This is a genomic window from Exiguobacterium chiriqhucha RW-2 (assembly GCF_000416965.1).
In the GTDB taxonomy this organism is placed as follows: Bacteria; Bacillota; Bacilli; order Exiguobacteriales; family Exiguobacteriaceae; genus Exiguobacterium; species Exiguobacterium chiriqhucha.
The window spans coordinates 281,686-306,932 of the sequence record NZ_ATCL01000022.1 but is presented as its reverse complement, the minus strand read 5'-3'; the positions used below and the strand labels follow the sequence as shown (position 1 = coordinate 306,932).

Sequence of the window (25,247 nt, the reverse complement as noted above, 5' to 3'; positions counted from 1 at the left end):
CCTGAACCATGCCCTGGTCCAGGATTGTCAACGCTCGAACACTTGCAGCCAACTATGGCAGAAGCGACGCGGCGTCGATAGGACGACAAGTCTGTCGCCCGGCTCGTCCAATAAGACGACTTTCAACAATTCGGTCTCGGCACATACTTCTGATGAGAACACTTCACAATCGCGCTCAAACAGTTGGAACGATGTCATCGAGGTGATGGCGGTCGTCACACCCATTTGATCGACGATGACCAAGTCACGGTCACCCCCGTATGGAATCTTCCAACGCGCGCCCGCTTCGACGTCCTCGACCATGAACTGTTGATTCCGTTCATCGTACAAGGTCACGAGGCCAGGTGCCGTGAATCGTTCGAAATCATAGGTCGATTGATATGCGAGTTCGATGATGTTCCCGAACTCCGGGATCTCCTCGTAACGGCTATACCGAAACGTGTGATCGTTCAAGTTCAAGGCGACGATATCTGATTCGGCCGAGTACAAATACAAATCGTCCCCTGACCAGTAGTGCAGGTTACTGAACCAATCGTCATGGAACGTCCGTGGAATTGGGTGACGTTCCATCGTCCCGTTCGTCAAATCCATGACTCCGTATGTCTGCAAATCTCGAAATAGCGCGACGGCTCTTCTACCATGTGGTTCAATATATAGTGCGCAAGGTGCCCATTTCCACTCGAGTTCCCATCGGATTTGGAACGTCTCGTCAAAAAACAGAAACCCGGTTTGCGCCAAATACAACATCCATCCTCCACCAACGCGCTCTAACCATTCAACCGTTTGATGAAATTGATAGTCTGCTACTTGTTTGTACATTTGATCACTTCCTAGTTTCAGCTTAGCAACGCACGACGCATTTTTCGATTTTGAATGTGTTCACAGAACACATTCTCCATCTGTCCGCTTTTCCTGTATACTGGCAGTAGCATACCCGTAATTGGAAAGGAGGAACCCTCATGCGCCCACTTCAACTCTCTCCCGAGACGGCGGTTGAGCTTGCCAAAAAGCTAAACGTCCCACTCGAGGAACTCATGCATATGCCAAAACACATCATCGTCAAAAAGATGATGGAGCTCGAGGCAGCCAAAACTGAAACGAACGAGGAAAAGGAGACGGAATGACGTCTCCTTTTTTCGCGCTTACTTTTGTTTCGGTTTCCGTTTTTTCGCAACATACCAGAGACCGAGGATAGCCAAGGCAGCTCCACCGGCGACCGCATATTTGCTGTAATCCGGACGGCGTTCCGTCACGACGAGTGTCGATAACGGCGCGACCGTGACATGCCGCTCCTCGAGGAGACGTGGTGCCGTCAAATTGACGGTGTGATCTTCGACATGGACCTCGAACTTGCCGGACGGTAGTTTCACCTCGACCGCTTCTTCGAGTCCGTTATGGTATACGAGATGGCGTTCGACGTAACCTTCGACGTGGCGACTCAGTTCAAAGGCGATGACGCCCTCTTCTTCATCGAAGAAACGTAAATGTTTACGAATCTGTTCCGCGTTCTCAAGACGGAACAACGGATATTGTTTGCGCAGGCTGATCAAGCCCTTCACATATTCGACGCTCGGCGTCTCTTGCTCGGCCCGCGTCCAATCCAAACGGTTGACGACCTCCCCCGAATTGAAGCTGTTCTCGTCCCCATCTTTCGTGCGGAAGAACTCTTGACCGCTATGCAGGAACGGGATGCCTTGACTGAGCAACACAATCGATGTCGCGAGACGATGCCGGCGGCGGCGTGTCGTCTCATCGTCGTCCGGATTCGTAACGGCCAGTTTGTCCCAAAGCGTCAAGTTGTCATGGCACTCGACATAGTTCACGACTTGGTTCGGTTCGTCAGCAAAGCTTTGGCTCGTGACTGCACCGGCAATCCCACGTTTGACGTCCGCCGTCATATCCGCGTTGCCGCTGATCCAACCTGGCAAGTCTTCGATGAACACATCCCCACGGACACCGTCGCGAATCGCGTCGTTGAACTGGGCGATGCGCGGCATCTTGTGGGCGTTATGTTGGTTCGCTTTTTTCCGGACCGGAAGCGGCGTGTCGAGATCCCAGCCTTCTCCGGTCACGAGAATCGATGGGTCGACGCGATCGAGCGCCCTGCGGACCTGGTTCATCGTCTTGACGTCATGGAGTCCCATCAAATCGAAGCGGAAGCCATCAATCATGAACTCTTTCGCCCAATACGACACACATTCGACGATCAATTTGCGCATCATCGCCCGTTCGGACGCCGTATCGTTCCCGCACGCCGAACCGTCGGCGAGCGTACCGTCCTCGTTCAAGCGGTAATAGTAGTCCGGTACGAACTGTCCGAGCGGCGTCGTCAATGCATCATACGTATGGTTGAACACGACGTCCATGATGACACGCATGCCACGATCGTGAAGTGCTTGAATCATCGCTTTCAACTCGATGATGCGAGCGGCCGGATCATCCGCTGAGGAGGCGTATGAGCCTTCGACGGCAAAATAGTGGACCGGGTCATAGCCCCAATTATAATTCGCCTCACTCTCGCGTGACTCATTCACTGAACCGTAATCGAAGAACGGCATGAGTTGGAGATGCGTGACGCCGAGCCCGGTAATATAGTCGAGACCCGTCGGATAACCCGTCGGTGTCTTCGTTCCGACTTCGGTCATCCCGAGGAATTTCCCGCGATGCATGACACCACTGTCCGGATGACTCGTCAAATCACGGACGTGCGCTTCATAGATGACCGCTTCTTGTGACGAGTGGAAGAGCGGACGTTCTTTGACCCAATGGTCTGGGTTGAGCGTAGATGGGTCGAGCAGACACCCGCGCTTCCCATTGACCCCGACGACTTTTGCATACGGGTCGAGCGATTCGATACGCTTCCCAGCTACGACCGCCTCGAACACATAAAACTGACCTTCAAACAAAGCACGATCGAGTTCGATGACCCACGTCCCTTTCTCGGCCCGTTCTAACGACAACCGTTCGAACTTCCGCGCTCGCGGTGTCCGGTATAGTTTTACCGTCATCTCTTCGGCAACCGGTGACCAGACCCGCAACCGGATGAGGTCACTTTTAAACGTCACCCCGAGGTCTTTGCCGTGATATGCCATATGGTCTAAATCTACATTTGTCTGTTGATCGATAGTATGTTCCATCTCTTTCACTCCTTCACTACTTCAAATCTGCTATCATTATAACAAAACCCTTGTAAAGGATGGATGAAACATGGCAAAAGACAATTCTTTTGATATTGTGTCAGAAATGAACCTCGAAGAAGTGAAGAACGCGATTCAAATCGCCGAGAAAGAAATTTTGAACCGTTACGACTTTAAAGGTTCGAAGAGTGAGATGTCACTTGATAACGGCGACCTCGTCCTCGTCTCAGATGACGACTATAAACTCGAGCAATTGAAAGACGTCATGATCACGAAATTGATTAAACGTGGCGTACCGACGAAAAACCTTGATTATCAAAAAGTGGAACGTGCGCTCGGCGGCACAGTGCGTCAACGCGTCAAATTGAAGAGCGGTATCGATAAAGACGATGCGAAAAAAATTAACAACGCCATCAAAGAATCAAAACTGAAAGTGAAGTCACAAATTCAAGACGATCAAATCCGTGTGACAGCCAAGTCGCGCGATGACCTTCAAGCCGTCATGCAGCTCGTCCGTGAGCTCGAATTGTCCGTCGATGCCCAATTCACAAACTACCGATGAAACTCGCCATCATCAGTGACCCACATGGTTCGTTTGATGATTTGAAAGCCGTGCTCGAGTCGGTCCGCCGCGAGACGGAGCACATCCTTTGCCTCGGCGATCTGTACGAGTGTCATATCGGTAAGAAACGGCGCAACGAGCGCTTCCATGAAGTGTCCGATGTCGTGACGTACGACCCTGACTACGAGGCGCTCCTCACCTTCCCAAGTCTGCGCGGCAATCAAGAAGAGCGGATTGACGAAGTGCTCGTGGTGTCGCATCCGGTCAAGACACGAATCGCCTTATTACCGGAGCAGACGACGCTCGATGAGGCGCTATTCTTGCATGGACACCAAGTAAAATGGAGTCCGGACTGGGAACCGCTTGTCGAGAAAGGGAAGTATCCGCTCGTCTTTATCGGACACAGCCATATTCCGGGGATTTACCGGAAAGGCCGCTCGATTCCCTGGGAAATCGGACAGCCGTTCGTCCTAAAGAAAAAACGTTACGTCATCAACGTCGGCGCCGTCATCTTCGACCGGGAGTGGTGTCTGTATGACACGAAAACTCGGACCGTCACGCGGATGAAAGCATAAGAGAAGGGACCCCACGAAACGGGTCCCTTTTGTCGTCCTTACATTTCTTCTGGAGCTTGAACACCGATCAAACGGAGTCCTTCCGTCAATACGATCGTCACCGCTTTGACGAGGGCGAGACGTGATTGTTTGCCTGCATCTTCTTCAAGGACACGGACATGACCGTAATACTTGTTGAACGCTTGCGCCAAATCGAGCACGTAACGGCTAATGATCGATGGTTCGCGGCGTTCGTGGGCACGTGTGATGACGTGTGGGAACGCGTTGAGCATCGTCACGACGCCCCACGTGTGGTCGTCGTTTGCGCCAGTGAACGTCGAGCCGTCATAGTTGCCTTTACGAAGGAGCGAGTTCGCACGCGCGTTCGTGTACTGCACGTACGGGCCCGTCTCGCCTTCGAATTTGAGCATGCTATCGAGGTCGAACTCGATGTTGTTGATGCGTTCATTCTTCAAATCGTGGAAGATGACCGCGCCGACACCGACCATGCGTGCCACGTCGTCCGCGTTCGCAAGTTCCGGGTTCTTCTGAGCGATGTTCGCTTGTGCTTTCTCGATTGCTTCTTTGAGCACTTCCTCGAGCAAGACGATGCGACCTTTACGTGTCGACATCTTCTTCCCTTCTTGCAAAATCAAGCCGAACGGCACGTGATGCATGCCATCGACGAAGTCATAGCCGAGCTTGCGCAGGACTGAGAACAGTTGTTTGAAGTGAAGCGCCTGCTCGCCGCCGACGACGTAGTTCGCCTGGACGAAGTTGTACGTCTCATGACGATAGACGGCAGCTGCCAAGTCGCGTGTCGCATAAAGCGTCGCGCCGTCTTTCTTTTTAATCAAGCATGGTGGCAAGTTCTCGTCCTCGAGTGAGACGACCATCGCCCCTTCACTTTCGACGAGAAGGTTTTTCTCTTCGAGCATGGCGACGACGCGGTCCATCTTGTCGTTATAGAACGCTTCCCCGTTAAAGCTGTCGAATTCGACACCGAGGAGGTCATATACTTTTTGGAACTCTTTGAGTGATTCTTCGCGGAACCACGTCCAAAGCTCAGTCGCTTCCTCGTTGCCGTCTTCGAGTTTCTTGAACCACGCACGGCCTTCGTCCTCAAGTTCCGGTTGTGTCTTCGCTTCTTCGTGGAAATGGACGTAAAGCTTCAAGAGCTCAGCAATCGGATGTGCCCGGACCGCTTCCTCGTCGCCCCATTTTTTATAGGCGACCATCAGTTTACCGAACTGTGTGCCCCAATCCCCGAGGTGGTTGATGCCGACGACGTCATAGCCGTTTTTACGGGCGATTTGGTTGATGGCATTCCCGATCACCGTTGAACGAAGGTGTCCCATCGAGAACGGTTTGGCGATGTTCGGTGACGAGAAATCGGTGACGATTGTCTCGTTGCGTGTCGCATGCGTCGCATAGTCCGCTTGTTCATCGAGCACCGTGTTGATGATTTCTTGTGAGACGACGTCACGGCTCAAGAAGACGTTCACATACGGGCCGGCCGCCTCGACTTTCGTGAACAACTCGTCGTTCAAGTCGTTCGCGATATCCGTCGCGATCATGACCGGTGCTTTACGATAGGCTTTCGCAAGTTGGAAACACGGGAAAGCAAGGTCCCCGTGTGCCTCATGTTTCGGTTTTTCAATCAATGCTTCAATCTGGTCGAGCGTCAACTCGTCCCCGATGACACGGGACAAGGCTTCCGCATATTTGCGTTCATAACTCATTCTAATTCCTCCTTATCATTTGTTCATAAAAAAAACGCCCTTTGCACAGATGCAAAGAGACGGGATGGCCCGCGGTACCACTCTTCTTGCCTGCTTGACGCAGACCGCTTTATCGGTGATAACGGGGGTCCCCCGGCTACGCCTACTCAAGTTCGGATAGCATCTCAAAAGTGCGTTTCGCGATGTTTGTCAGCCTAGGCTCTCACCAATCCCTAGGTCGCTTTGTTGACGGAACGATCGTTACTCTCTTTTTCATCGACTTTCGTCTATGTGGTTGAAAAGCAATTTCATTATAGAGGATATTTCATATAGACTCAATGCTAGAATTCCGCCATTATGATGGATAGGCAGGACTCAGGCGTGATTGTGCCGAATCTCCTACCATACATAATTGAATTTTTCCCACATAGGAGGGAACCATGAACCATTTCCGCAAGATGTCCGTCCTTGGTTGGAGTATTTGGAGTATGCTATTCGGTTTGACGCTCATCTTGTTCGCTACAGGCGTATTGAACATGCCGGCCATCGAGCCGTTACCGTTCATCTTGATCGCGTTGCTCGTCATTATTTTTCAAATGGACTCCATTGAACGGAAAGGCGTCTACTTTACCTTTTCAGAAAGTATCGTCTTAATTATTTTTTTATTCTTTGATTTTGAGACAGCGCTGTTCGTCAATCAGATTGGACTACTCGTCTTCCAGTTCGTCAACTTGAAACCGCGCGTCGCGCTTCGACGGTTCCGTTTTACGTATCCGTGGAATGCCATCACATCATTTTTGGAAATCGCCATCCCGGCCAGTGTCTACTTGGCACTTGGTGGTGTGACCGGTCTCGGATTCTATTCCCAAGACTCGTTCCTTCCGCTTGCCGGTTTGATTATTGCCATCATTTTAAACACGGTCGTCCAAAAGTATCAAGTCGGCTGGTGGTTCCGCGTCGACATCCCGGTCCGCGACTTTTTAAGCATCGCGTTTTACACGTATATCGTCAGTCTCGTCTTCATTTTGGCGGCCTCGCTCTTCCGAGAGACGAACTTGCTCGTCGTCAGCAGTATCGCCGCCGCACTCACGTTCTTTATTAAGCGACTCATCATTCAAAAAGGTCGACAAGACGCCTTCAAATCGTTGATTGAACAATATGATGAAGCAAAAGAAGCCGTATCGCTATCGCAAAGCGAGGCACAAGCCATCGAAGTGTTCCTCAGTCAATGTGAGCGACTCAACGAGTACGATGAAGGGTACGTCGAGTTCAAACTGTTTGATCGCACACTTTACTTTGATTTGAAGACGCGCCAGCCGATCGATCGCCATGTCGTCTTTGAATTACTCGATGCAACCTATCCGAACGAAGCCTCGGTCGAGTACGAGATGCGCTTCGAATGGGACGCCCCGCTGTCGAACGAATTTAATGAAGACTATCATAGCTTCATCTCGGTCCGTTCCGAGGAAATCGAAGGAATCCGCACGTGGATTGTGATGACGGGCGAGCACGTCTATGGCTATCCGCCCATCATTCAACGCGAGATTGTCAAACTGCTCAAGTCGTTCAATCGGACGATCAGTCGTTGTCATGAACGCGACCGCCTCTATACCGAGAGCCGGACGGACAGCTTGACGCTGCTTGCCAATGCGCGGGCTTTTTATGAATACGGGATTCAACAGATCTCGGACGGCTCGATGTATCCGATTTCCGTCGCGATGCTCGATATCGACTTCTTCAAAAAAATCAATGACACGCACGGTCACCAAGTCGGAGACAGTGTGCTCCAAGAATTCGGTCGCCGCATTCGTCAAGTGCTCCGCACCGAAGACTTTGCCGCCCGTTACGGCGGTGAAGAGTTCATCTTGCTCTTAAACCGTTGTGATGTTGAGGCCGCCGTCGAGATCGCCGAGCGCATCCGCCAACAAATCGAGAACAAACCGTTCCACGTCGACGGAATCGATATACCCGTCACCGCTTCAATCGGTGTCGATACGATTCAGTCGTTCGGCGACAAACGTCTTGACGATACGATTCGTAACGCCGACCGCGCGCTCTACGTCGGCGGGAAATACGCCGGTCGCAACCGCGTCGCCCATTATAATTTCTTAACGACCTGACTCGCCCCCACGTTCATCGCGTGGGGGTTTGCTATTGACAAGCAGATTTGAAACAGGTACGTTAGGGAACGTGTCTTATAACTAAATATCACAACTTTTTTATCAAGAGAGACTGAGGGACTGGCCCGATGACGTCTCGGCAGCGGGTAACCTGTGCCAAATCCAGCGAGCGGTCTGCTCGAAAGATGAAAAAAGTGTTTCTTGTCGAGAGAGCCTTTTTTCAGAAGGCTCTCTTTTTATTTTAATGAATGAGGTGAATCGATTGGAACAACCAACAGCTAACAAATGGGCGCTCTTGCCCTTACTCGTCTTCCTCGTCTTCTTTATCGGGGCAGGCATCTATTATGACGACTTTTATAAATTTCCCGTCTTGATCGCGGCCTTGATTGCCGTCATTGTCGCGGCGATGATGACGAAAGGGAGCGTCACCCAGACGGTCGAACGCGTCGCCCAAGGTGCCGGGAACCCGAGCATCCTCATCATGGTGTTCATCTTCTTGCTCGCCGGTGCGTTTTCAAGCGTCGCCGAAGCAATCGGTGCGATTGACGCGACCGTCAATGCGGCATTGACGTTACTACCGCCCTCGCTCCTATTGAGCGGCCTATTCGTCATCGCAGCCTTCATCTCGATGGCGATGGGTACGTCGACCGGGACGATCGCCGCACTGGCGCCGATCGCTCTCGGCATCCATGAGGAGAGCGGCGTCAATATCGCTATCGCGGCGGCAGCCGTCGTCGGGGGTGCCATGTTCGGGGATAACTTGTCGTTCATTTCGGACACGACGATTGCAGCCGTCCGCACCCAGCGGACGAACATGCGCGACAAGTTCCGGACCAACTTTTGGATCGTCTTGCCGGCAGCCGTCATCACAACGATTTTACTCGCTGCCCTATCGAGCGGAGAATCGACCATCGAGCCGGCGGCGTTTGAATGGTATAAGTTGATTCCGTATCTAGCGGTTATCGTGCTCGCTTTGACGGGAATGAACGTCATCCTTGTCTTGCTCGGCGGCATCGCCCTGACCGGCATCATCGGTCTATTGGATGGCAGTCTAGCCGTTACCACGTACGTCACCGCCATGGCGGACGGCATGATGGGCATGGCCGAGATTTCACTCCTGACATTGCTCATGGGTGGGCTCGTCGGACTCATCTCGCATAACGGCGGACTCACGTACTTGCGTGACGCGCTCACGTCCCGAATTAAAAGACGGGCCGGCGCGGAGTGGAGCATCGCCGGGCTCGTCAGTGCGACAAACGTCGCGACGGCGAACAACACGATTTCGATTCTCGTGGCTGGTCCGCTCGCTGCGAACATCGCCGACGATTATGACATCGAACGTAAAAAGTCTGCGAGTGTACTCGATATCTTCTCGTGTGGGGTCCAAGGTCTGTTGCCTTACGGGGCACAGCTTCTCATTGCGGCCGAACTGACGAACACAGCGTCGCCGGCGCTCGTGCCGTATATGTTCTATCCGTTCTTGTTGTTCATTTGCGGAGGATTGGCCATCGCCTTTAACTTCCCGCGTTTCAAAAAACGCGCTTAACGAAAACGACCTTGTGAAGCAGTCGCTTCACAAGGTCGTTTGTCGTTTCGCTTCAAGTTCACGTTTCAGCTGCTCGTTACGTTTTCTGAAGGCACGCCGTTTGAGCAGTTCTTCAAGTCCGCGGCTGATTACCCATAGGACGAACAGCAACAGGACGAGCATCGATAATCGGAACGGGCTTTGAATAAACTCTTCCCACTGGTCACCGATGACTGAGAAAATCAAGACGACGAGCAACTTCCCAAACCCGGCCGCCATAATGAACGTCCGGAGCGGCATTTGGATGAGGGCGAGTAAATACGTAATCAAACTGACCGGAATGAACGGGAGCGAGTAAAGAAACCCGAGCGAGACCGGACTCATATGATTGATGCGTTCGAGCCAATAGACGCCTTGTTTATGCCTCTCGAGCCATCGCGTCATCGGCTTTCGAAACACGTAGCGAACAGCTGCAAACACAAGAATCGTCCCGAGCAAGCTTCCGACCCACGACAATAACGTCCCGAGCCAAAAACCGTACGTTGCTGCGTTCGCCGAGATGATGAGGACGAGCGGGAGAAATGGAAAGATGGCTTCCAGGAAAGGTGCCCCGAGTCCTGCCCAAGGTCCGCCCGGAAGTCCTTGTAGCCATTCAATCAAGTTTAAAATATATTGTTGGAGTGATGTCAGCATATCAGTTTCCACCTTCAACTTTCGTTATTCCCTTTTTACCCGATTTCGCTCAGGAAGACGCATCCCCCTGCCCACCGCCGTAAAAAAATAAAAAGTATTTGCGAAATTCCGCTGTGATATCTATCATATAATATGGACTTGTGGTTGCAGGCAAGTCCGTTCGTCGAACGACACAACCCAACGTTCGTTTTCCTGCAAAAAACTGAACACAGGGGAGTAACACACATGGAAACAAAACCAATGCGGGTCTTGCTGTACTATAAGTACGTCAATATCGAAGACCCAGAAACGCTCACACAAGAGCACCTCAAGTATTGCAAGGACCTCGGTATCAAAGGACGCATCTTGATTTCTTCCGAAGGAATCAACGGGACGTGCTCTGGAACTTGGGAACAGACCGAGCAGTACATGAACGACTTGAAAGCGAACCCGCTATTCAGCGACATCGAGTTCAAAATCGATGAAGTCGAAGAGCATGCGTTCTCGAAAATTTTTGTCCGTCATAAGAAAGAGCTTGTGACGTGGCGCTTTGATGGTGAGTTCGACGTGCCTAAACAGCACGGTGCATACCTCGAACCGGCAGAATGGAAAGAGATGATGAATCGCGACGATGTCGTCATCCTCGACGTTCGTAACAACTACGAGTACGATCTTGGTCACTTTAAAAACGCGATCAAAATCGATGTAGAGGCTTCTCGTTACATGCCAGATTGGCTCGAAGAGAACAAGGACCTCTACGAAGGGAAAACGTTACTCACGTACTGTACCGGAGGCGTCCGTTGCGAGAAATTTACCGCATATATGCGTGACCAAGGTCACGACAACATTTTCCACCTTAAAGGCGGCGTCGCCATGTACGGCAAAGACGAAGCCACGAAAGGCGAAGACTGGGAAGGTGAGCTTTACGTCTTTGACGAGCGCATCAACGTCCCGGTCAACACGGTCAACCCGTCCGTGGTTTCGGAGTGCATGCACTGCGGAACGAAGACGGTCCGCTACGTTAATTGTGCCAACCCGGTGTGTAATGCCCAACACTTCTGTTGTGAAGAGTGTGAACCGAAACAAATGCGTTCATGCTCGAAAGAGTGCCAGGAGCATCCACGCAACCGCTATATCATCGAGAATATCGCGGACAAACTTCAGCAGACTGAAGGCGTCGTCGGGTAACAAAAATCGACCAGAAAGCACTTCGAGCCTACGCTCGGGGTGTTTTTTTGACAGAAACTTTACGTCTAGCCGATGACAGAATCGGGTATAGTGTAGATACCATTGTCAGACAGGAAGTGAATCGATTGCTCTTTAACGAACCTTTACTCGCCGCCTTGCTCGCTTGGTTCATCGCACAAGCAGCCAAGCTCGTAACCGAACTCATTAAAACACGAGATTTTGAATTAGAAATCATGTTTGCCTCGGGTGGGATGCCAAGTTCCCACTCTTCGACCGTCGTCGCCTTAGCGACCGTCATCGGTCGAATCGAAGGGCTCGATTCCAGCATGTTCGCGCTCGCCTTGATTTTTGCGACGATCGTCATGTACGATGCGACCGGCGTTCGTCAGGCGGTCGGATTCCAGGCCCGCTTGTTGAACGACTACTTCAAAGGAATCAAGCACGAGACGCCCATCTTAAATGAGCTGGTCGGTCATACCCCGTTCCAAGTCATCGTCGGGGCTTTACTCGGTTTCGTGGTCGGACTGTTTTTCCCAATTTAATGTGAATGATGCAGGCATGTCGTTCCCCCCTTCTAAAAACTCACCATCTTTTTGTGAACTTTCACAACAGAGACGGTATAGTGAAAGAGAGGAGGAATCGACATGCCTTTTTTGCAGAAATCTTATGAGTCGCTCGATACGCTCGCCGAAGCAATCGGGCAAGCGATTCGGGCCCCCATCACGATTGAGAATCGACACCATCAGTTACTGGCCTATAGCACCCACCCCGACTCGACCGACCCGGCACGAATCGCGACGATTATCGGCCGCCGTGTCCCGGAAGCGGTCATCGAGGACTTGTGGGAAAGTGGAATCCTTCAAGAAGTGATCGACCGCGACGAACCGGTCGTCATCCCGGCCCGAATGGCCGTCGGTCTCGGTGAGCGGGCGGCCGTCGTCATCAAGCAACAAGGTGACGTGCTCGGTTACATTTGGAGCCTGGCCCGAACGACGCCGTTCTCAGAACAAGAACTCACCGTCCTACAAGAAGGGGCGAACATCGCCAAAAAATTGCTGATGACCATCGCGATGCACGAACGGCGCATCGACGCCGAATTGGAACGCTTCTTTTTAGAAGTGCTGGCCACTCCCGTCTTATCGCCATCCCACCGCGATCGCTTGAATGAGCTCGCACCGATTGCCGTCGCCAGCCGCCTCACCGTGATTGAATGTGCCCAGCCGGTCACCCCGCAACTGGCGGAACGACTGTTTTATGTATTGGCGACCCAGCAAGCGATTGAAGTCGTTCTGCACGCGATCGATGGCCAGCAGTTACTTGTCTGGCATTATATGAAATCGGACTTGGCCGAGGAAGAAACGGCGCTCTTGCAGTGGGCAGACCGCTTTGAAACGCAGCTCCGAGACAAGTTCATTGAAGCGGAGCCGCGCCTTGGCATCAGTCGACGCTTTTTTGAGAGCGACATGCTCTATGCGGCGATGGAAGAAGCACGACGCGTCACGTCGCTTCGCCGAAAGTTCCCGTATGAGCTTGCGACATCGCGCACGTTCGAACAGATCGGAATTTATCAGCTCGTACCCGATTTGGCCCGACGCATCGGGCTTCGTCTCGAGACGCATCCGACCATCGAGCGCCTACAGGCGTATGATGTCACACATCATACCGAGCTCGTCACGACGCTCGAATGGTATTTCTACTTTGATGGGAACGTCAAGCGTGTCGCCGCTCATCTTCACATCCATCCGAATACCGTGCTCTACCGGATTCGGCGGATTGAAGAACTGACGAACATCACCCAAGTCTCGCTCCCTGAACGGGCCGCCGTTTATCTTGCCATTAAGGCCGGTCAATACCGCCAAGACGATTGACGCCTACTTTGTGTTTTTTCACAAAGTGGGCGTTATCACTTTTAGAATCCATGCTAAAGACAGCGTTTTCGGATGGGTCTATACTAGAGGTGTGAACAAATTGTGTCAGTAGAGAAAGGGGAACTTTACATGAAAATCGGGGTATTGAAAGAGATTAAAAACAACGAAAACCGCGTCGCCTTGACGCCGATGGGTGCAGCCGTATTAACTGAACTTGGACACGAGGTCCTCGTCGAGACGGAAGCGGGCGTCGGTAGCGGCTTCACAAATATGGAGTATGTCGATGCGGGGGCAACCATCGTCGACACCGCTGCGGACGTTTGGGGAAACGTGGAATTGGCGTTGAAAGTAAAGGAACCGCAACCATCGGAATATCGTTATTTCCGTCCTGACTTGACCCTCTTCACTTACTTGCACTTGGCGGCCGAACCAGAACTCACGAAAGCACTTGTCGATTCTGGTGTGACGGCTATCGCCTATGAGACGGTCGAGATTGACCGCACATTGCCGCTCCTCACACCGATGAGCGAAGTGGCCGGACGGATGGCTGCTCAAATCGGCGCCCAAATCCTTGAAAAACCGCACGGTGGAAAAGGGATTCTCTTGTCTGGCCTGCCAGGCGTACCACGTGCGAACGTCACCGTCATCGGGGGCGGTGTCGTCGGGATGAATGCCGCCCGCATCGCGATTGGTCTTGGTGCCAACGTCACGATTATGGATATCAGCCCGGCTCGCCTGCGCCAAATCGATGATCAGTTCGGCAACACAATCAACACACTCATCTCAAACAGCTATAACATCGCCAAACAAGTCGCTGAAAGTGACCTTGTCATCGGTGCCGTCCTCATTCCAGGCGCGAAAGCACCGAAGCTCGTCACGAAAGAAATGGTCCAACAGATGTCACCAGGTTCGGTCATCGTCGATGTCGCCATCGACCAAGGCGGAATCTGCGAAACCATCGACCATATCACGACGCATGACGCGCCGACGTACGAGCGTTACGGGGTTCAACACTATGCCGTCGCCAACATGCCAGGTGCCGTCCCACGCACGTCGACACTCGGTTTGACGAACGCGACGATGCCGTATATCGTCGAGTGCGCACAAAAAGGGATTTTCCCAGCACTCCGCGAGAACGCAGCCTTGCTTAAAGGATTGAACGTCATCGACGGGACGGTCACGTATGAAGCCGTCGCCCGCGACCTCGGCTACACGTTTGTCGCTCCAGCCGAAGCCATCACGAAGCAACTACAAGCGTAAACGTAAAGCCGCCGGCATTGTTGCTGGCGGCTTTTTTGATGTCGGCACTCTATAAAAAAACGCTCGAACCGATCGGTTCGAGCGTTTGTGTGCTTATGCGTTCTCGACGGCGATGTCCTCACCGATGATTTTCACTTCTGGTTCAAGCTCAATCTCGAACTTCTCCTTTACCGTCGCCTGGACGTGACGGATGAGCGAGATGTACTCAGTCGCTGTCGCTTCATCGATATTGACGATGAATCCGGCATGTTTGAGTGAGACTTCCGCTCCACCGATCCGCTTCCCTTGCAGGCCACAGTCTTGAATCAATTTGCCGGCGAAGTAGCCCGGTGGTCGTTTGAAGACGCTACCGCATGATGGGTACTCGAGCGGTTGCTTCGACTCGCGCTTGTACGTCAAGTCGTCCATGACGTCTTTGATCGCTTCATAGCCGAGCGGCTCGAGTTCAAACGTCGCTTCGAGCACAATCAACCCGTCTTTCGAAATCCGGCTCGTCCGGTAGTCGAGATCGAGCTCGTCTTTCGTAAGTGTCATGAGCTGCCCTTCAGGCGACAACACGACCGCACTCGTGATGACGTCTTTCGTTTCTCCACCGTAGGCGCCTGCGTTCATATACACCGCGCCACCGACCGTTCCCGGGATGCCACAGGCGAATTCTAAGCCAGATAACTCTTCGGTCAACGCTTGACGTGAGACGTCGATGATGGCCGCACCGGCTTGGGCGATCAGTTGATTCCCGTCTCGACGAATCGTTTTCAGTTCGTTCAAGTTTAAGACGATGCCACGAAGGCCTCCGTCACGGACAATCAAGTTCGACCCGAACCCGAGAATCATGAATGGGACGCTCTCGCGATGGGCGAGCTCAAGCACGGCTTGAACTTCTTCATACGTGTGCGGGGCCACGAAATAATCGGCCTGCCCACCTAATTTTGTATACGTGTGTGCCGACAGCGGCTCATCTTGCTTCACGCGATCGGCCGGAATGATAGTGAGTAGTTGATTTAAAAAGCTCATGCGTTGCCTCAATCCTTTACGTTCAATTTTAAAGCATGCCTCGGTTCGTCAAGAGAGAAGCAGGCACGTCACTGAATGATTTCAGTACGAAACACAGTATACAAATCTTTGACAGGGGTGACAAGCAACGTTTTCTTTACAATGAAGGAATTGGTTTATAACAATAATGATGTAGCAACGGCCACGACGATAGGAATTGTAAAGTTATCCCAATCTCGATACGAAATTGCTTCTGTGAGTGTGGCAACGATTGAAATAATGAATCCATATGTTACCACTTGCCAAAGTGGAATATCATCCCACAAAAATAATAAAAAGAGGACGGCATACGAGCTGAGGAACATGGCCATGCTACCTTGAAACGAGCGCTTCTGTCCGTATAAATCATAGGTCACTGTCCCGTACTTCCGACCAATGAGCGCGGCCAGGCCATCGCCCCACGCCAAGACGAGCGATCCTGCCAAAAAGGCGAGCGGCTCTGATTCAAAGAAGAAGAACAGGATGACAAGCAAGGCGATCGGATAATAGACGGTGCCGAGCGATTTACGTTCCGTCTGATGAACCGGTGACGGACTCTTATAAAGAAGGAACGCGTTCGCGAACGTGAAAAAGACGAGCGGCACGGCGGCGACGTACCAAGTTTCCATTAACCAAACTGCAAGCAGCGACCAATGGCCGACCGCGATATGTACACTTTTACGAATTGTCTCATCCGTCCAGCCGAGGCGTTTGCCAATCTGTTCAAGACCGACGAGAAACACCAGGACAATGACGATGGACAGGATGGAACTGACCCATTCATTCATCTTTGAACCACCTTTATCTACATTTTTTGTACGTTTTCATTATACCTTAATCAAGCGATAGCCTAGCTTCCTTTTCAAACATTTGGTAGAATGAGGTCAAATGACTGTATAGCCAACGAACGAAGGCGGCTATAGAAAGGATGCCTGTATGCGCGACGCAATTTCGATTCAAACTTTGGCTGATTGCCTTCACTATATGGGGGTTGGCGACGTTGACCGGGCCATCTCACTCTTCCCTGAGGACGTACGCGAGCATTTCCCGAAAGAACTTCGCAAAATCCACTTGTTTCATATTGAAAAGAACGGACTGTCAATCAATCAAATCGTCGCTTTGGCGAACACGTTGACCGGAGAGCATTTATCCGCTACCACGATTCAGAACTGGACGAAGCGAGAAGTCCGTAAAATCATCGGGGTTCCCCGGGTCGGAAAGAAATACTCGCTCCAACAAGCGGCCATCATTTATTTGCTGGATGATTTGAAGCACTTGTTCTCACTTGAAGAGACGAGTTCTCTCCTCGCACTCATCTTCAACAATCCTGACCGCGACGAGGACGACCTCATCTCGCCCATCGACTTTTATCGCCTCTACGCCGAGTACGCCAAGTCGACGAGCCCGATCGAGCTCCTAGACACGCGTGCGAAGCGCTCGATCGAAAAGATGGGGGTCACCCACCCGAACATCTTGCACGTCCTCAAACTCTGTCTATACGCCCATCGCGTGACGACACTCGAGATCGAGGCGAAACATTACTTGAACCGCTTCATTTGACCTTCGTCGAATGAGGCTTTTTTTTTAGAAAAAAACACCAGTCGCAGTGACTGGTGTTCGTCATATTCGTTACACCGATACCGCGATTGGCATCCGTGATTTGACTGTCAGCGTTTTAAGGACAGACAACAACTCGAACATCGAGAGTTGGTCGGCCTCTTTCGTCAGGCAGAAGCAATCATCGTCTTGTTTGCGGAGTTCCGCCACAAGCTTACCTGCTTTGTCTCGAACGCTGAACTTGTAACGCTCGACATCGTATTGAATCGTATAGAGACCGCGTTCGTAGACGTTGTACTCACACTTTTTCCCGAATAACGAGAATTTGTCCTTCAACTGACCAATCGCTTGTCCATCGTGGTTCATGACGACCCACTTCTGACAGTTCGGGATATACTTCCCGTGAGCGATTTGACGGCCTGACAAGTTGTGCACTTGAACACTGCCCTCCGCGTCGCGGTGAACAGATCCGATCGCATCATTTGTCTCGTCATAAATGGTCGCTTCTCCTTGCGTAAAGACGCAACCTTTTACATAAATTAATTTGCGCACCGCTTTTCCTCCTAATACGTTCCAACCGTTGATTTGTGTGTGTTTGGTTGGTATTTCTATGAAACCCCCAAATTGGTACTGCGCGTCGCTTTTTCTCGTTTCAGCGACTACATATTTCATATGACGAAGATGATTATTGCACCTATTCGTGAAAAAGACAACCCCTTTTTCTTCGACACAATCCGCCATTCTGTCAAACTTGTGAACACGCCTGATATTATCGCTTGAAACCGGCCTGTTTCAACATCTCTTCGAGCTCCGTTCTTGCAATCAGACGAACTTGATTTGGCTCCGCCAATTCGTATGCACTATCGGTATAAGAGGAGTTCGTCACGACCCAACCTTCGTTCACCCCATAGTATGGAACGGAGGCTGCGACTTGTTGGACTGCCTCAAGCCCGACCGCTTTTTCATAGCGCTTCGCTTGGACCGCGATTGACCATCCGTCCTCCGCTTCAAGGAGCAGATCCGCCCCGAAGTCACGCGACGCCGGCGTCACCGTCACCGTGTAACCGAGTGCGGTGAACACTTCTTCTAAAAACAATTCAAATTCACGACCGTCCATCCGATCGATGCGGTGAATCGTCGACAGACGCATGCGCCAGATGAGCCAGAGCAGGCCGATTCCTAAACACGCGACGATACTCCATATCGGCGCATCTCCCCACCATAATCCGATGGCGATCAACAAGCTGAGCCCCATTCCCTTCACATCTATCGTCCTCTCTATCTGTTCTTGTCTTCACTTTACCGTTTGGAGGCAGGAAAACAAAGGGGGAGCTGTCGAATGTATTGAAGATGTACCCGTGTGACATACAGAAGGAGGGATCATCGTTAATGGAGAACCGAGGACATCTCCAAAACGAATTGCTGCACGCCTTGCCTTACGGTGTAGCGTTAATCATGACGGACGGGACAATCGTCCAAGCGAACCGGCCGTTTTTAGAGCAATTCCCTGAAGACTTACAAACGAGAACAAACATCTTTCATATGGTCAACCAATCACCGATTACGATGGAGCTATCGAGACGAATGGAGCAAGGCTTGCCTTGGACGTACGAGATGCCGACAATTCGCATCCACGCCATCCCGAACGGTGACGTCTATATCTTATCGATTGAACCTCTCCCGCTCGATACGCGGGTGACCGTCCAACATAACGCGTTCGAAGCGATGATGCACACCGAACTCGACATGGCGATGGTTATGACCGATGCCAATCTGTTAATCAATCGCTTCAATAAAGGAGCGACCGAGCTGTTCGGTTACGAGCCGCATGAAGTACTCTACGAAATGACCCCGTTCGGTCTATTCGAGTCGCGCGAGCTGAGCGAGAAACGGACCCATTATCAAGACGAGACAGAGCGGTTGTTGTCATTCGAACAGATGCTGCGTGTGGCACTAGACCGTGGCGACCGTGAATGGAAGTTCCAACGAAAAGACCGGACCCATTTCGTTGGAAAACTGTTCATGCATCCGGTCTACGAACAAGCTCGCGTCATCGGCTTTTTCTTTTTCGTCTTCGATGTCAGTCCTGAAATCGCCTTGAAAGGCGAGTTGCTGCATAAAGAACAACGGTATCGCATGTTCGCCGAATCGGTCATCGAAGCCGTCCTGTTTCACGAGGGCGGGACCATCTTAGATGCGAACAAGGCGGCCGAATCGATTTTCCGAATCCCGGCCGAACAGATGGTCGGTCGCCAAACGATTGAATTTATCGCAGAAGGCTATCGGGCCGACGTGTTGCGCCGGATCCGGAACCATATCCAGACACCTTACGAGGTCATCGGCCGTCGTGAGGACGGGACGTTCCTCGAGATGGAAGTGTATCCAAAAGAAGTGACGTTCCAAGGCCAGACGCTCCGGGTCGCCGTCATGCGCGACATTAGCGATCGGAAGAAAGTCGAGCGGATGCTCGAGCGGGAGAAGAATGCCATCGCCCGGCAACGAGATATCATCCAATCGATTTTACAGGCCTCCAATGAAGCGTTCGTCTTGACCGAATCGAACGGCAGCGTCCTGTTCATGAACGTGCACGCCCGTCGCCTGCTCGATTTGCCAGGAATCGCCCCGAACAAGATGCAAGAGCGGATCCCGCTCCTGTCGACGTTCCGCACGCGCGACCGCACCGAGATGTTGAAAAAAATCGACTTATTACTCGACGGCTCTGCCCGCGAAGTGTCGATGCGTTTCTCCATCCCGCAACCGAACGACCGGGATGAACAGTATTACGAGATGTACGGGACCGGTATGGATACAAAACGCCAAATCGGAATGGACAGCGGCTTCTTATTCGTGTTCCGCAACCGAACCGAGGAAGAGCGGATGGACCAAATCAAAAACGAACTGGTCAGCACCGTCTCACACGAACTTCGCACCCCGCTCTCGTCACTGTCGGGATATATCGAGCTGATGCTTACCCGCGACTTGAATCCCGAGAAGCGCGAGCGTTACTTAAAGACGATGGCGAAAGAAGCGAAGCGTTTGACCGACCTGTTAAACGATTTTCTCGACATTCAACGCATGGAAGACGGCAATCAAGAGTATAAGAAAGACCATTTCGTCTTGAACGAACTCGTCCGTGACGTCGTCGAACGCTTCCGCGAGACGAGCAACCACTCCATCCATTTCGATGATGCCGATGAAGTGCTCCACCTCATCGCCGATCAGGACCGCATCGAGCAGGTCATCATCAACTTGTTATCGAACGCCATCAAGTATTCGCCGAACCATCACGAAATCGAGGTACGGGTGCGAAAAGAACGAAATCAAGCCCACGTCTCGATTCAAGACTTTGGTATCGGGATTCCGGAGCATGCGTTCGAAGAACTGTTCAAGAAGTTTTATCGAGTCGACAACTCGGATACACGCCAAATCGGCGGGACGGGTCTCGGGCTATCTATCTGTAAGGAAATCATCGAATCGCACGGCGGAAGTATCGAGGTCGAATCGAGCGTTGGCGTTGGCTCGACATTCACGTTCACGTTGGACTTAGCGGAGGAGACACTATGAACCATTACGCTTTCACCGGTTTCCCCGGCTTTTTAGCCGGAAAGATGATCACGCACCTCGCGTCATTGCCGAATCAGATCGGGACGATTTACGCACTCCACCTCCCGACCGAACGTTCCGGGGCATTCGCTTTAAAACAAGAGCTGTTGGAAGCGACGTCGTTACGAGATGATCAGCTCGTGCTCGTCGAGGCCGATATCACGCTACCTGAAGTCGTGCTCGACCCGATCATGCGCTCCGTCATCGAGCGCGAAGTGAATTACGTCTTCCATTTGGCGGCCGCCTATGACTTGAGCATCCCGTATGACGTCGGGTATCGCATCAACTTGCTCGGGACGAAACACATCACCTCATTGGCGAAACGGGCACCCTATTTAAAGCGGTACGTCTACTTCAGCACCGCCTATGTGTCTGGACGCCGTCAAGGGACCGTTTATGAGAACGAGTTATGGCACCGCGTCCGTTTTAAAAACCATTACGAGGCGACGAAGTATGAGGCCGAGGCCATCGTCTCGCGCGAGCTCGGCTCGATGCCGGTGACCATCATTCGTCCCGGCATCGTCATCGGCCATAGCGAGACCGGCGAGACGAAGAAGTTTGACGGGGTCTATTTCGTCTTGAAGCTGATGGACCAACTTCGTCAAGGCGCCCCGCTGCCTTACATTGGACGACAGAATATCGAGGTGAACCTCGTCCCGTATGATTACGTCGTCGAGGCGACTGCTTACCTCGCCCACGCTCCGGTCGGTTTGAAGCGGACGTTCCATTTGACCGACCCGTTTCCACACGGGGCCCGCGAAGTGTACCGCATGATTCATGAAGAGATGTTCGGTCGCCCTCCACGCGGGACGATTCCTCATGCGATCGCGGAGACCGGATTCTCGGCGCTACACCTGTCGGAACGTTACGGCGTTCCGCGCGAGCTGCTCGCCTACTTTAAGCATCAAGTCCATTTCGATACGACACAGACGCTCCGCGCACTGAGCGGCACTGAGATCGTCTGTCCGGATTTAAAGGACTATCTGCCAAAAGTCGTTGCCTATTACGAGACACACAAAAAGCCCTGATCAGGGCTTTTTGTGTGTCATCCGATTAACAACTTCTCTTTTGGATAGCGAATCTTCCGGTCCATCTGGCGTGCGACCGTGAAGAGGATCGTCAACGAGCCGACACGACCGAGCAACATCATGAACATGATAAAACTCTTACCTGCATCGTTCAGTTCTGCCGTGATCCCGAGTGATAACCCGACCGTCCCGAAGGCCGAGACTGTCTCAAACAAGAGTGCCGTCGCCGGAATGTGACCGTTTGTCAAGATAGTCAGTGCGGTAATCAATAAGATGAAGAAGAAACTCGTAATAGCCACGATGTACGCTTTTTTAATTTGGAACGCGTCAATCGTCCGCTCGAGGATGACCGTCTCTTTTTTCCCGACGATGAACGCCCACATATCGGCCAAGATGACGGCTACGGTCGTCACTTTAATCCCAGACCCAGTCGAGGCGGCTCCAGCACCGATATACATGAGAATCAAGACGACCCCGATTGAAATCGGCGCCATCGTCGTGAGGTCGATTGTATTGAAGCCTGCGGTCCGTGTCGTCACAGCCTGGAAGAAGGTGACGTGCATCGCTTCTCCGAACGGACGGCCATACAGTCCGCCCTCATTCGATACCCACTCAAACAACATGAGCGAGAACCAGGCAATCCCGTTGACGATGACGAGCGAGGCAATCATGATTTTCGAATGGAGGGCGAGGCGTTTCCAACGTTTCACCTCGGTCGCATCCGCGATAGTCGTGAAGCCGAGACCCCCAATCATGAGCAGCACAGCGATCGTGATGACGATGGCCGTGTTCTGCTCGAACTGCATCAAATTGTCCGGCCATAGGGCGAACCCGGCGTTGTTAAACGCTGAGACCGCGTGGAAAAAGCCATAATACAGCGCCTCACCAAAGCGATACTCACCGGTGCTGTACAGTTCGACCGTCAAAAACAACATGCCGAGAAACTGGACGATGAGCGTCGTGAAGACGATGTTGCGGACGAGACGGACCGTGCCGCCGGGTCCCGACAAGTTGAGTGATTCTTGGAGCAAGATGCGCTGCTTTAAACCGATTTTCTTTCCGAGCACACTAAGCAGCATGAGCGCGACCGTCATAAAACCTAAACCGCCGATTTGAATCAAGGCGACGATGACGAGCTCACCGAACGTATTAAAGGAAGTCCCAATATCAATTGTCGATAATCCGGTCACCGTTCCGGCCGACGTCGCGATAAACAGACAATCAATCCAGGACACGGGCTGTGTCTGTGCGAACGGCATATAGAGTAACGTCGCCCCTAAAAAAATGGCGAGCAAAAAGCCTGTCGCGATAAAACGGGCCGGCTTTTCAAACACGAGCCGGTAAAGCGCCTCAATTCGTTTTATGCGCAATTCCCGTACGGTCAATCGATGTCGCATCTCGCTATCTCCTTCAAATCAAGTTTTCTAAGGCTCATATTACTCCTCACTTATAAAATTGCCAACTAGAAAAATGTATCGCTAACTGTTTGCCAGATTTTTTGGTAATATGAGAGATAGACTTTATGAATGTTGAGGAGGTTGAATGAAACCGTGGACCCTAGTACGGTAGATCATTCGCTAACGGATGTCTCGCGAAGGTTGGAGCGTCAGTCACAATGCATGCCCGCCCATCTTTATTTCCAGCTCGAAGAACTGCTACATTGGTCACTTGATCAAGAAGTTGTGAATCAATTGTACGCATTATTAAAAAAATACGACGTGTTAACCGATATAGAGCGTGAAGAACGAAATATCAGCATCCAAATGCTGATTGACGAAAACGGCGCTTAACCATCGGGAACGCATTTGCGGGAGACGAGTTAAGTCTCTCGCTTTTTTTGTCTCCTGATTTTTTTTAGAAAGGTGGAAAACATAGACATGGATGTCGTCACGTTAGTAGGACTCATACTTGGGTTCCTCACCCTCGTCGGAGGGATGGTATTGAAAGGAGCCGGGATTGCCCCGCTCATCAACCCGGCAGCACTCGTCATTATTTTTGTCGGGACAGCGGCCGCGGTCAGTATCGCCGTTTCCAAAGAACAGCTGCAAAACGTACCGAAGTTGTTCGGAATTCTCTTCAAAAAGCAGGAGTTACCAAGTAAATCCGGGCTGTTGACACAGTTCGTCGACTTGTCGACGCAAGCGCGTAAAGAAGGACTCCTGTCGCTTGAGACAGCGCTCGAACAAGTTGAAGAGCCGTTCTTGAAACAAGGGATGATGATGGTCATCGACGGCCAACCATCCGAATATATCGCCGAGGTCATGTCGCGCGATATCGAGAACATGGAGCAACGCCATAAAGCGAACTCGGACATCTTTACACAAGCCGGCACGTACGCGCCGACACTCGGCGTTCTTGGAGCCGTTATCGGTTTGATTGCGGCCCTAAAAGATTTGTCTGATATCGAAAAGCTCGGTCACGCGATTTCAGCCGCGTTCGTCGCGACGTTGTTCGGGATTTTCACAGGATACGTCCTCTGGTTCCCGTTCGCCAATAAATTAAAGCAGTATTCGAAGAGCGAGGTCATCATCAAAGAGATGATGATTGAAGGGATTCTCTCGATTCAAAGTGGGGAGTCTCCGAAGACGTTAGAAGATAAATTGTCTGTGTATTTGTCTCCAAAGGAGCGAGCCGACTATGAAGCGCAAAAAGAAGCATGATCATGAGGAACATATCCCGGAAGGTTGGTTAATCCCTTACGCCGATTTATTGACGCTCTTACTCGCCCTCTTCATCGTCTTGTTCGCCTCGAGTAACATCGACCAGACGAAGCTCGAGAAAATGTCTCAATCCTTTAATCAAGTGTTCTCTGGCGGGACGAGCGTGTTCCAAGCGTCGACCGCCTCGAACAGTGACATCAGCCGTACGAACAAGACAGATACGACAGCGAATCCTCGGACATATGAGCTCGCCAAACTGGATGAGTTAAAAGAAGAGGTCAATCAATACATCAAAAAGAACGGGCTCGAACAAGAGATTGAAGCGACCATCAACTCGAGCGGTCTCGTTTTGACGATTCAAGACCGAGCCTTGTTCAGTATGGGGGAAGCGACGCTTGACGCCGAGGCTAGAACGGTGGCCGGCTCGATTAGCGGTATCCTGGAAAAAGCCGGTAACCGTGAGATTGTCGTATCGGGTCACACCGATAACATCCCGATCAACACGGCCCGGTTCCCGTCGAACTGGGAACTCAGTTCAGCCCGGGCCACGGCTTTCATGCGCGGCCTGTTGACGAACGATGCTTTGAATCCCGGACAATTCACGCTTGCCAGTTACGGAGAATACAAACCGATTGCGACGAACGACACCGAAGCAGGGCGCTCGAAAAACCGCCGCGTCGAAGTGTTGATTAAACCACTCGTCGATTTATCAGAAGGCTCACCGAAGATGCTCGAAACAATCGTCTTGCCATAAAAAATC

General features: G+C 51.8%; 23 protein-coding genes, 1 riboswitch and 1 other annotated feature. Of the genes, 14 read left to right on the top strand and 9 right to left on the bottom strand.

Annotated elements, in window-relative coordinates:
• Positions 1 to 27: 27 nt before the first annotated feature.
• Positions 28 to 819 (bottom strand): hypothetical protein, encoded by a 792-nt coding sequence (locus M467_RS31090; protein WP_021068149.1) that lies wholly within the window; start codon positions 817 to 819, stop codon positions 28 to 30.
• Positions 820 to 959: 140 nt separating this feature from the next.
• On the opposite strand from M467_RS31090, the gene M467_RS31660 reads away from it, so the two are divergent.
• A complete protein-coding gene (locus M467_RS31660; protein WP_021068148.1) occupies positions 960 to 1,124 on the top strand; it encodes a YycC family protein in 165 nt (54 codons plus the stop codon).
• A gap of 18 nt (positions 1,125 to 1,142) precedes the next feature.
• Here the strand turns inward: M467_RS31660 and pulA are convergent, their stop codons facing one another.
• Complete coding sequence (pulA, locus tag M467_RS31085; RefSeq protein WP_021068147.1) at positions 1,143 to 3,137, bottom strand: type I pullulanase; 1,995 nt, start codon at positions 3,135 to 3,137, stop codon at positions 1,143 to 1,145.
• Positions 3,138 to 3,207: 70 nt separating this feature from the next.
• On the opposite strand from pulA, the gene M467_RS31080 reads away from it, so the two are divergent.
• The gene (locus M467_RS31080; RefSeq protein WP_021068146.1) at positions 3,208 to 3,699 is read left to right on the top strand and encodes a YajQ family cyclic di-GMP-binding protein; all 492 of its coding nucleotides are present in this window, start codon (positions 3,208 to 3,210) and stop codon (positions 3,697 to 3,699) included.
• Positions 3,696 to 4,274 carry a metallophosphoesterase family protein gene (locus M467_RS31075; protein ID WP_021068145.1) on the top strand — a complete coding sequence of 193 codons (579 nt, stop codon included), beginning with the start codon at positions 3,696 to 3,698 and terminating at the stop codon, positions 4,272 to 4,274. Before M467_RS31080 ends, M467_RS31075 begins: the two co-directional genes overlap by 4 nt.
• A 38-nt stretch (positions 4,275 to 4,312) precedes the next feature.
• On the opposite strand, the gene argS is transcribed toward M467_RS31075, so the two are convergent.
• Positions 4,313 to 5,995 (bottom strand): arginine--tRNA ligase, encoded by a 1,683-nt coding sequence (gene argS / locus M467_RS31070; RefSeq protein ID WP_021068144.1) that lies wholly within the window; start codon positions 5,993 to 5,995, stop codon positions 4,313 to 4,315.
• 52 nt (positions 5,996 to 6,047) lie between these two features.
• Positions 6,048 to 6,260, bottom strand: a binding site (T-box leader).
• A 154-nt stretch (positions 6,261 to 6,414) separates the two neighbouring features.
• Between argS and M467_RS31065 the strand changes: the two genes are divergently transcribed.
• On the top strand, positions 6,415 to 8,094 hold the full coding sequence (locus M467_RS31065) for a GGDEF domain-containing protein (protein ID WP_021068143.1): 1,680 nt from the start codon (positions 6,415 to 6,417) through the stop codon (positions 8,092 to 8,094).
• A gap of 96 nt (positions 8,095 to 8,190) precedes the next feature.
• Positions 8,191 to 8,286: riboswitch (SAM riboswitch) on the top strand.
• Between the two features lie 52 nt (positions 8,287 to 8,338).
• Entirely contained in the window at positions 8,339 to 9,640 is a 1,302-nt protein-coding gene (locus tag M467_RS31060; RefSeq protein ID WP_034797487.1) for a Na+/H+ antiporter NhaC family protein, read from the top strand.
• 27 nt (positions 9,641 to 9,667) lie between these two features.
• Here the strand turns inward: M467_RS31060 and M467_RS31055 are convergent, their stop codons facing one another.
• Positions 9,668 to 10,312, bottom strand: coding sequence for a TVP38/TMEM64 family protein (locus tag M467_RS31055; RefSeq protein ID WP_021068141.1), 645 nt, complete (start codon positions 10,310 to 10,312; stop codon positions 9,668 to 9,670).
• A gap of 225 nt (positions 10,313 to 10,537) precedes the next feature.
• On the opposite strand from M467_RS31055, the gene trhO reads away from it, so the two are divergent.
• From trhO to ald, 4 genes are all read left to right on the top strand, one after another.
• Positions 10,538 to 11,479: an oxygen-dependent tRNA uridine(34) hydroxylase TrhO gene (gene trhO / locus M467_RS31050; RefSeq protein ID WP_021068140.1), complete on the top strand. Its 942-nt coding sequence runs from the start codon at positions 10,538 to 10,540 to the stop codon at positions 11,477 to 11,479.
• 116 nt (positions 11,480 to 11,595) lie between these two features.
• Complete coding sequence (locus tag M467_RS31045; RefSeq protein ID WP_031200473.1) at positions 11,596 to 12,021, top strand: divergent PAP2 family protein; 426 nt, start codon at positions 11,596 to 11,598, stop codon at positions 12,019 to 12,021.
• A gap of 102 nt (positions 12,022 to 12,123) precedes the next feature.
• Entirely contained in the window at positions 12,124 to 13,347 is a 1,224-nt protein-coding gene (locus tag M467_RS31040) for a PucR family transcriptional regulator (RefSeq protein ID WP_021068138.1), read from the top strand.
• Positions 13,348 to 13,476: 129 nt separating this feature from the next.
• Complete coding sequence (gene ald / locus M467_RS31035) at positions 13,477 to 14,607, top strand: alanine dehydrogenase (RefSeq protein WP_021068137.1); 1,131 nt, start codon at positions 13,477 to 13,479, stop codon at positions 14,605 to 14,607.
• A gap of 93 nt (positions 14,608 to 14,700) precedes the next feature.
• On the opposite strand, the gene murB is transcribed toward ald, so the two are convergent.
• Together murB and M467_RS31025 are read right to left on the bottom strand one after the other, a co-directional pair.
• Positions 14,701 to 15,621, bottom strand: a complete 921-nt coding sequence (gene murB / locus M467_RS31030; protein WP_021068136.1) for a UDP-N-acetylmuramate dehydrogenase — start codon at positions 15,619 to 15,621, stop codon at positions 14,701 to 14,703.
• A 155-nt stretch (positions 15,622 to 15,776) separates the two neighbouring features.
• Positions 15,777 to 16,427: a diacylglycerol/polyprenol kinase family protein gene (locus M467_RS31025; protein ID WP_021068135.1), complete on the bottom strand. Its 651-nt coding sequence runs from the start codon at positions 16,425 to 16,427 to the stop codon at positions 15,777 to 15,779.
• 148 nt (positions 16,428 to 16,575) lie between these two features.
• Here M467_RS31025 and M467_RS31020 point away from each other — a divergent pair, with 148 nt between their 5' ends.
• Positions 16,576 to 17,199, top strand: a complete 624-nt coding sequence (locus M467_RS31020; RefSeq protein ID WP_021068134.1) for a DUF1836 domain-containing protein — start codon at positions 16,576 to 16,578, stop codon at positions 17,197 to 17,199.
• A gap of 69 nt (positions 17,200 to 17,268) precedes the next feature.
• Here the strand turns inward: M467_RS31020 and M467_RS31015 are convergent, their stop codons facing one another.
• Both M467_RS31015 and M467_RS31010 read right to left on the bottom strand, forming a co-directional pair.
• Positions 17,269 to 17,748 carry an LURP-one-related family protein gene (locus M467_RS31015; RefSeq protein WP_021068133.1) on the bottom strand — a complete coding sequence of 160 codons (480 nt, stop codon included), beginning with the start codon at positions 17,746 to 17,748 and terminating at the stop codon, positions 17,269 to 17,271.
• A 217-nt stretch (positions 17,749 to 17,965) separates the two neighbouring features.
• Positions 17,966 to 18,451, bottom strand: a complete 486-nt coding sequence (locus M467_RS31010) for a restriction endonuclease (RefSeq protein WP_021068132.1) — start codon at positions 18,449 to 18,451, stop codon at positions 17,966 to 17,968.
• Positions 18,452 to 18,585: 134 nt separating this feature from the next.
• Between M467_RS31010 and M467_RS31005 the strand changes: the two genes are divergently transcribed.
• Both M467_RS31005 and M467_RS31000 read left to right on the top strand, forming a co-directional pair.
• Positions 18,586 to 20,760: a PAS domain-containing sensor histidine kinase gene (locus M467_RS31005; protein WP_021068131.1), complete on the top strand. Its 2,175-nt coding sequence runs from the start codon at positions 18,586 to 18,588 to the stop codon at positions 20,758 to 20,760.
• Complete coding sequence (locus M467_RS31000; protein ID WP_021068130.1) at positions 20,757 to 21,827, top strand: SDR family oxidoreductase; 1,071 nt, start codon at positions 20,757 to 20,759, stop codon at positions 21,825 to 21,827. The genes M467_RS31005 and M467_RS31000 overlap by 4 nt, the downstream gene beginning before the upstream one ends.
• A gap of 17 nt (positions 21,828 to 21,844) precedes the next feature.
• On the opposite strand, the gene M467_RS30995 is transcribed toward M467_RS31000, so the two are convergent.
• Positions 21,845 to 23,224: a TrkH family potassium uptake protein gene (locus tag M467_RS30995; protein ID WP_021068129.1), complete on the bottom strand. Its 1,380-nt coding sequence runs from the start codon at positions 23,222 to 23,224 to the stop codon at positions 21,845 to 21,847.
• Between the two features lie 480 nt (positions 23,225 to 23,704).
• On the opposite strand from M467_RS30995, the gene motA reads away from it, so the two are divergent.
• The gene (gene motA / locus M467_RS30985; protein ID WP_021068127.1) at positions 23,705 to 24,487 is read left to right on the top strand and encodes a flagellar motor stator protein MotA; all 783 of its coding nucleotides are present in this window, start codon (positions 23,705 to 23,707) and stop codon (positions 24,485 to 24,487) included.
• Positions 24,465 to 25,241 carry a flagellar motor protein MotB gene (locus tag M467_RS30980; RefSeq protein ID WP_021068126.1) on the top strand — a complete coding sequence of 259 codons (777 nt, stop codon included), beginning with the start codon at positions 24,465 to 24,467 and terminating at the stop codon, positions 25,239 to 25,241. The genes motA and M467_RS30980 overlap by 23 nt, the downstream gene beginning before the upstream one ends.
• Positions 25,242 to 25,247: the final 6 nt, after the last annotated feature.

Bases quoted from the DNA above. Each gene is read 5' to 3' on its own strand.
- M467_RS31090 (WP_021068149.1), bottom strand. From the start codon at position 819: ATGTACAAACAAGTAGCAGACTATCAATTTCATCAAACGGTTGAATGG.
- M467_RS31660 (WP_021068148.1), top strand. From the start codon at position 960: ATGCGCCCACTTCAACTCTCTCCCGAGACGGCGGTTGAGCTTGCCAAA.
- pulA (WP_021068147.1), bottom strand. From the start codon at position 3,137: ATGGAACATACTATCGATCAACAGACAAATGTAGATTTAGACCATATG.
- M467_RS31080 (WP_021068146.1), top strand. From the start codon at position 3,208: ATGGCAAAAGACAATTCTTTTGATATTGTGTCAGAAATGAACCTCGAA.
- M467_RS31075 (WP_021068145.1), top strand. From the start codon at position 3,696: ATGAAACTCGCCATCATCAGTGACCCACATGGTTCGTTTGATGATTTG.
- argS (WP_021068144.1), bottom strand. From the start codon at position 5,995: ATGAGTTATGAACGCAAATATGCGGAAGCCTTGTCCCGTGTCATCGGG.
- M467_RS31065 (WP_021068143.1), top strand. From the start codon at position 6,415: ATGAACCATTTCCGCAAGATGTCCGTCCTTGGTTGGAGTATTTGGAGT.
- M467_RS31060 (WP_034797487.1), top strand. From the start codon at position 8,339: ATGAATGAGGTGAATCGATTGGAACAACCAACAGCTAACAAATGGGCG.
- M467_RS31055 (WP_021068141.1), bottom strand. From the start codon at position 10,312: ATGCTGACATCACTCCAACAATATATTTTAAACTTGATTGAATGGCTA.
- trhO (WP_021068140.1), top strand. From the start codon at position 10,538: ATGGAAACAAAACCAATGCGGGTCTTGCTGTACTATAAGTACGTCAAT.
- M467_RS31040 (WP_021068138.1), top strand. From the start codon at position 12,124: ATGCCTTTTTTGCAGAAATCTTATGAGTCGCTCGATACGCTCGCCGAA.
- ald (WP_021068137.1), top strand. From the start codon at position 13,477: ATGAAAATCGGGGTATTGAAAGAGATTAAAAACAACGAAAACCGCGTC.
- murB (WP_021068136.1), bottom strand. From the start codon at position 15,621: ATGAGCTTTTTAAATCAACTACTCACTATCATTCCGGCCGATCGCGTG.
- M467_RS31025 (WP_021068135.1), bottom strand. From the start codon at position 16,427: ATGAATGAATGGGTCAGTTCCATCCTGTCCATCGTCATTGTCCTGGTG.
- M467_RS31020 (WP_021068134.1), top strand. From the start codon at position 16,576: ATGCGCGACGCAATTTCGATTCAAACTTTGGCTGATTGCCTTCACTAT.
- M467_RS31010 (WP_021068132.1), bottom strand. From the start codon at position 18,451: ATGGGGCTCAGCTTGTTGATCGCCATCGGATTATGGTGGGGAGATGCG.
- M467_RS31005 (WP_021068131.1), top strand. From the start codon at position 18,586: ATGGAGAACCGAGGACATCTCCAAAACGAATTGCTGCACGCCTTGCCT.
- M467_RS31000 (WP_021068130.1), top strand. From the start codon at position 20,757: ATGAACCATTACGCTTTCACCGGTTTCCCCGGCTTTTTAGCCGGAAAG.
- M467_RS30995 (WP_021068129.1), bottom strand. From the start codon at position 23,224: ATGCGACATCGATTGACCGTACGGGAATTGCGCATAAAACGAATTGAG.
- motA (WP_021068127.1), top strand. From the start codon at position 23,705: ATGGATGTCGTCACGTTAGTAGGACTCATACTTGGGTTCCTCACCCTC.
- M467_RS30980 (WP_021068126.1), top strand. From the start codon at position 24,465: ATGAAGCGCAAAAAGAAGCATGATCATGAGGAACATATCCCGGAAGGT.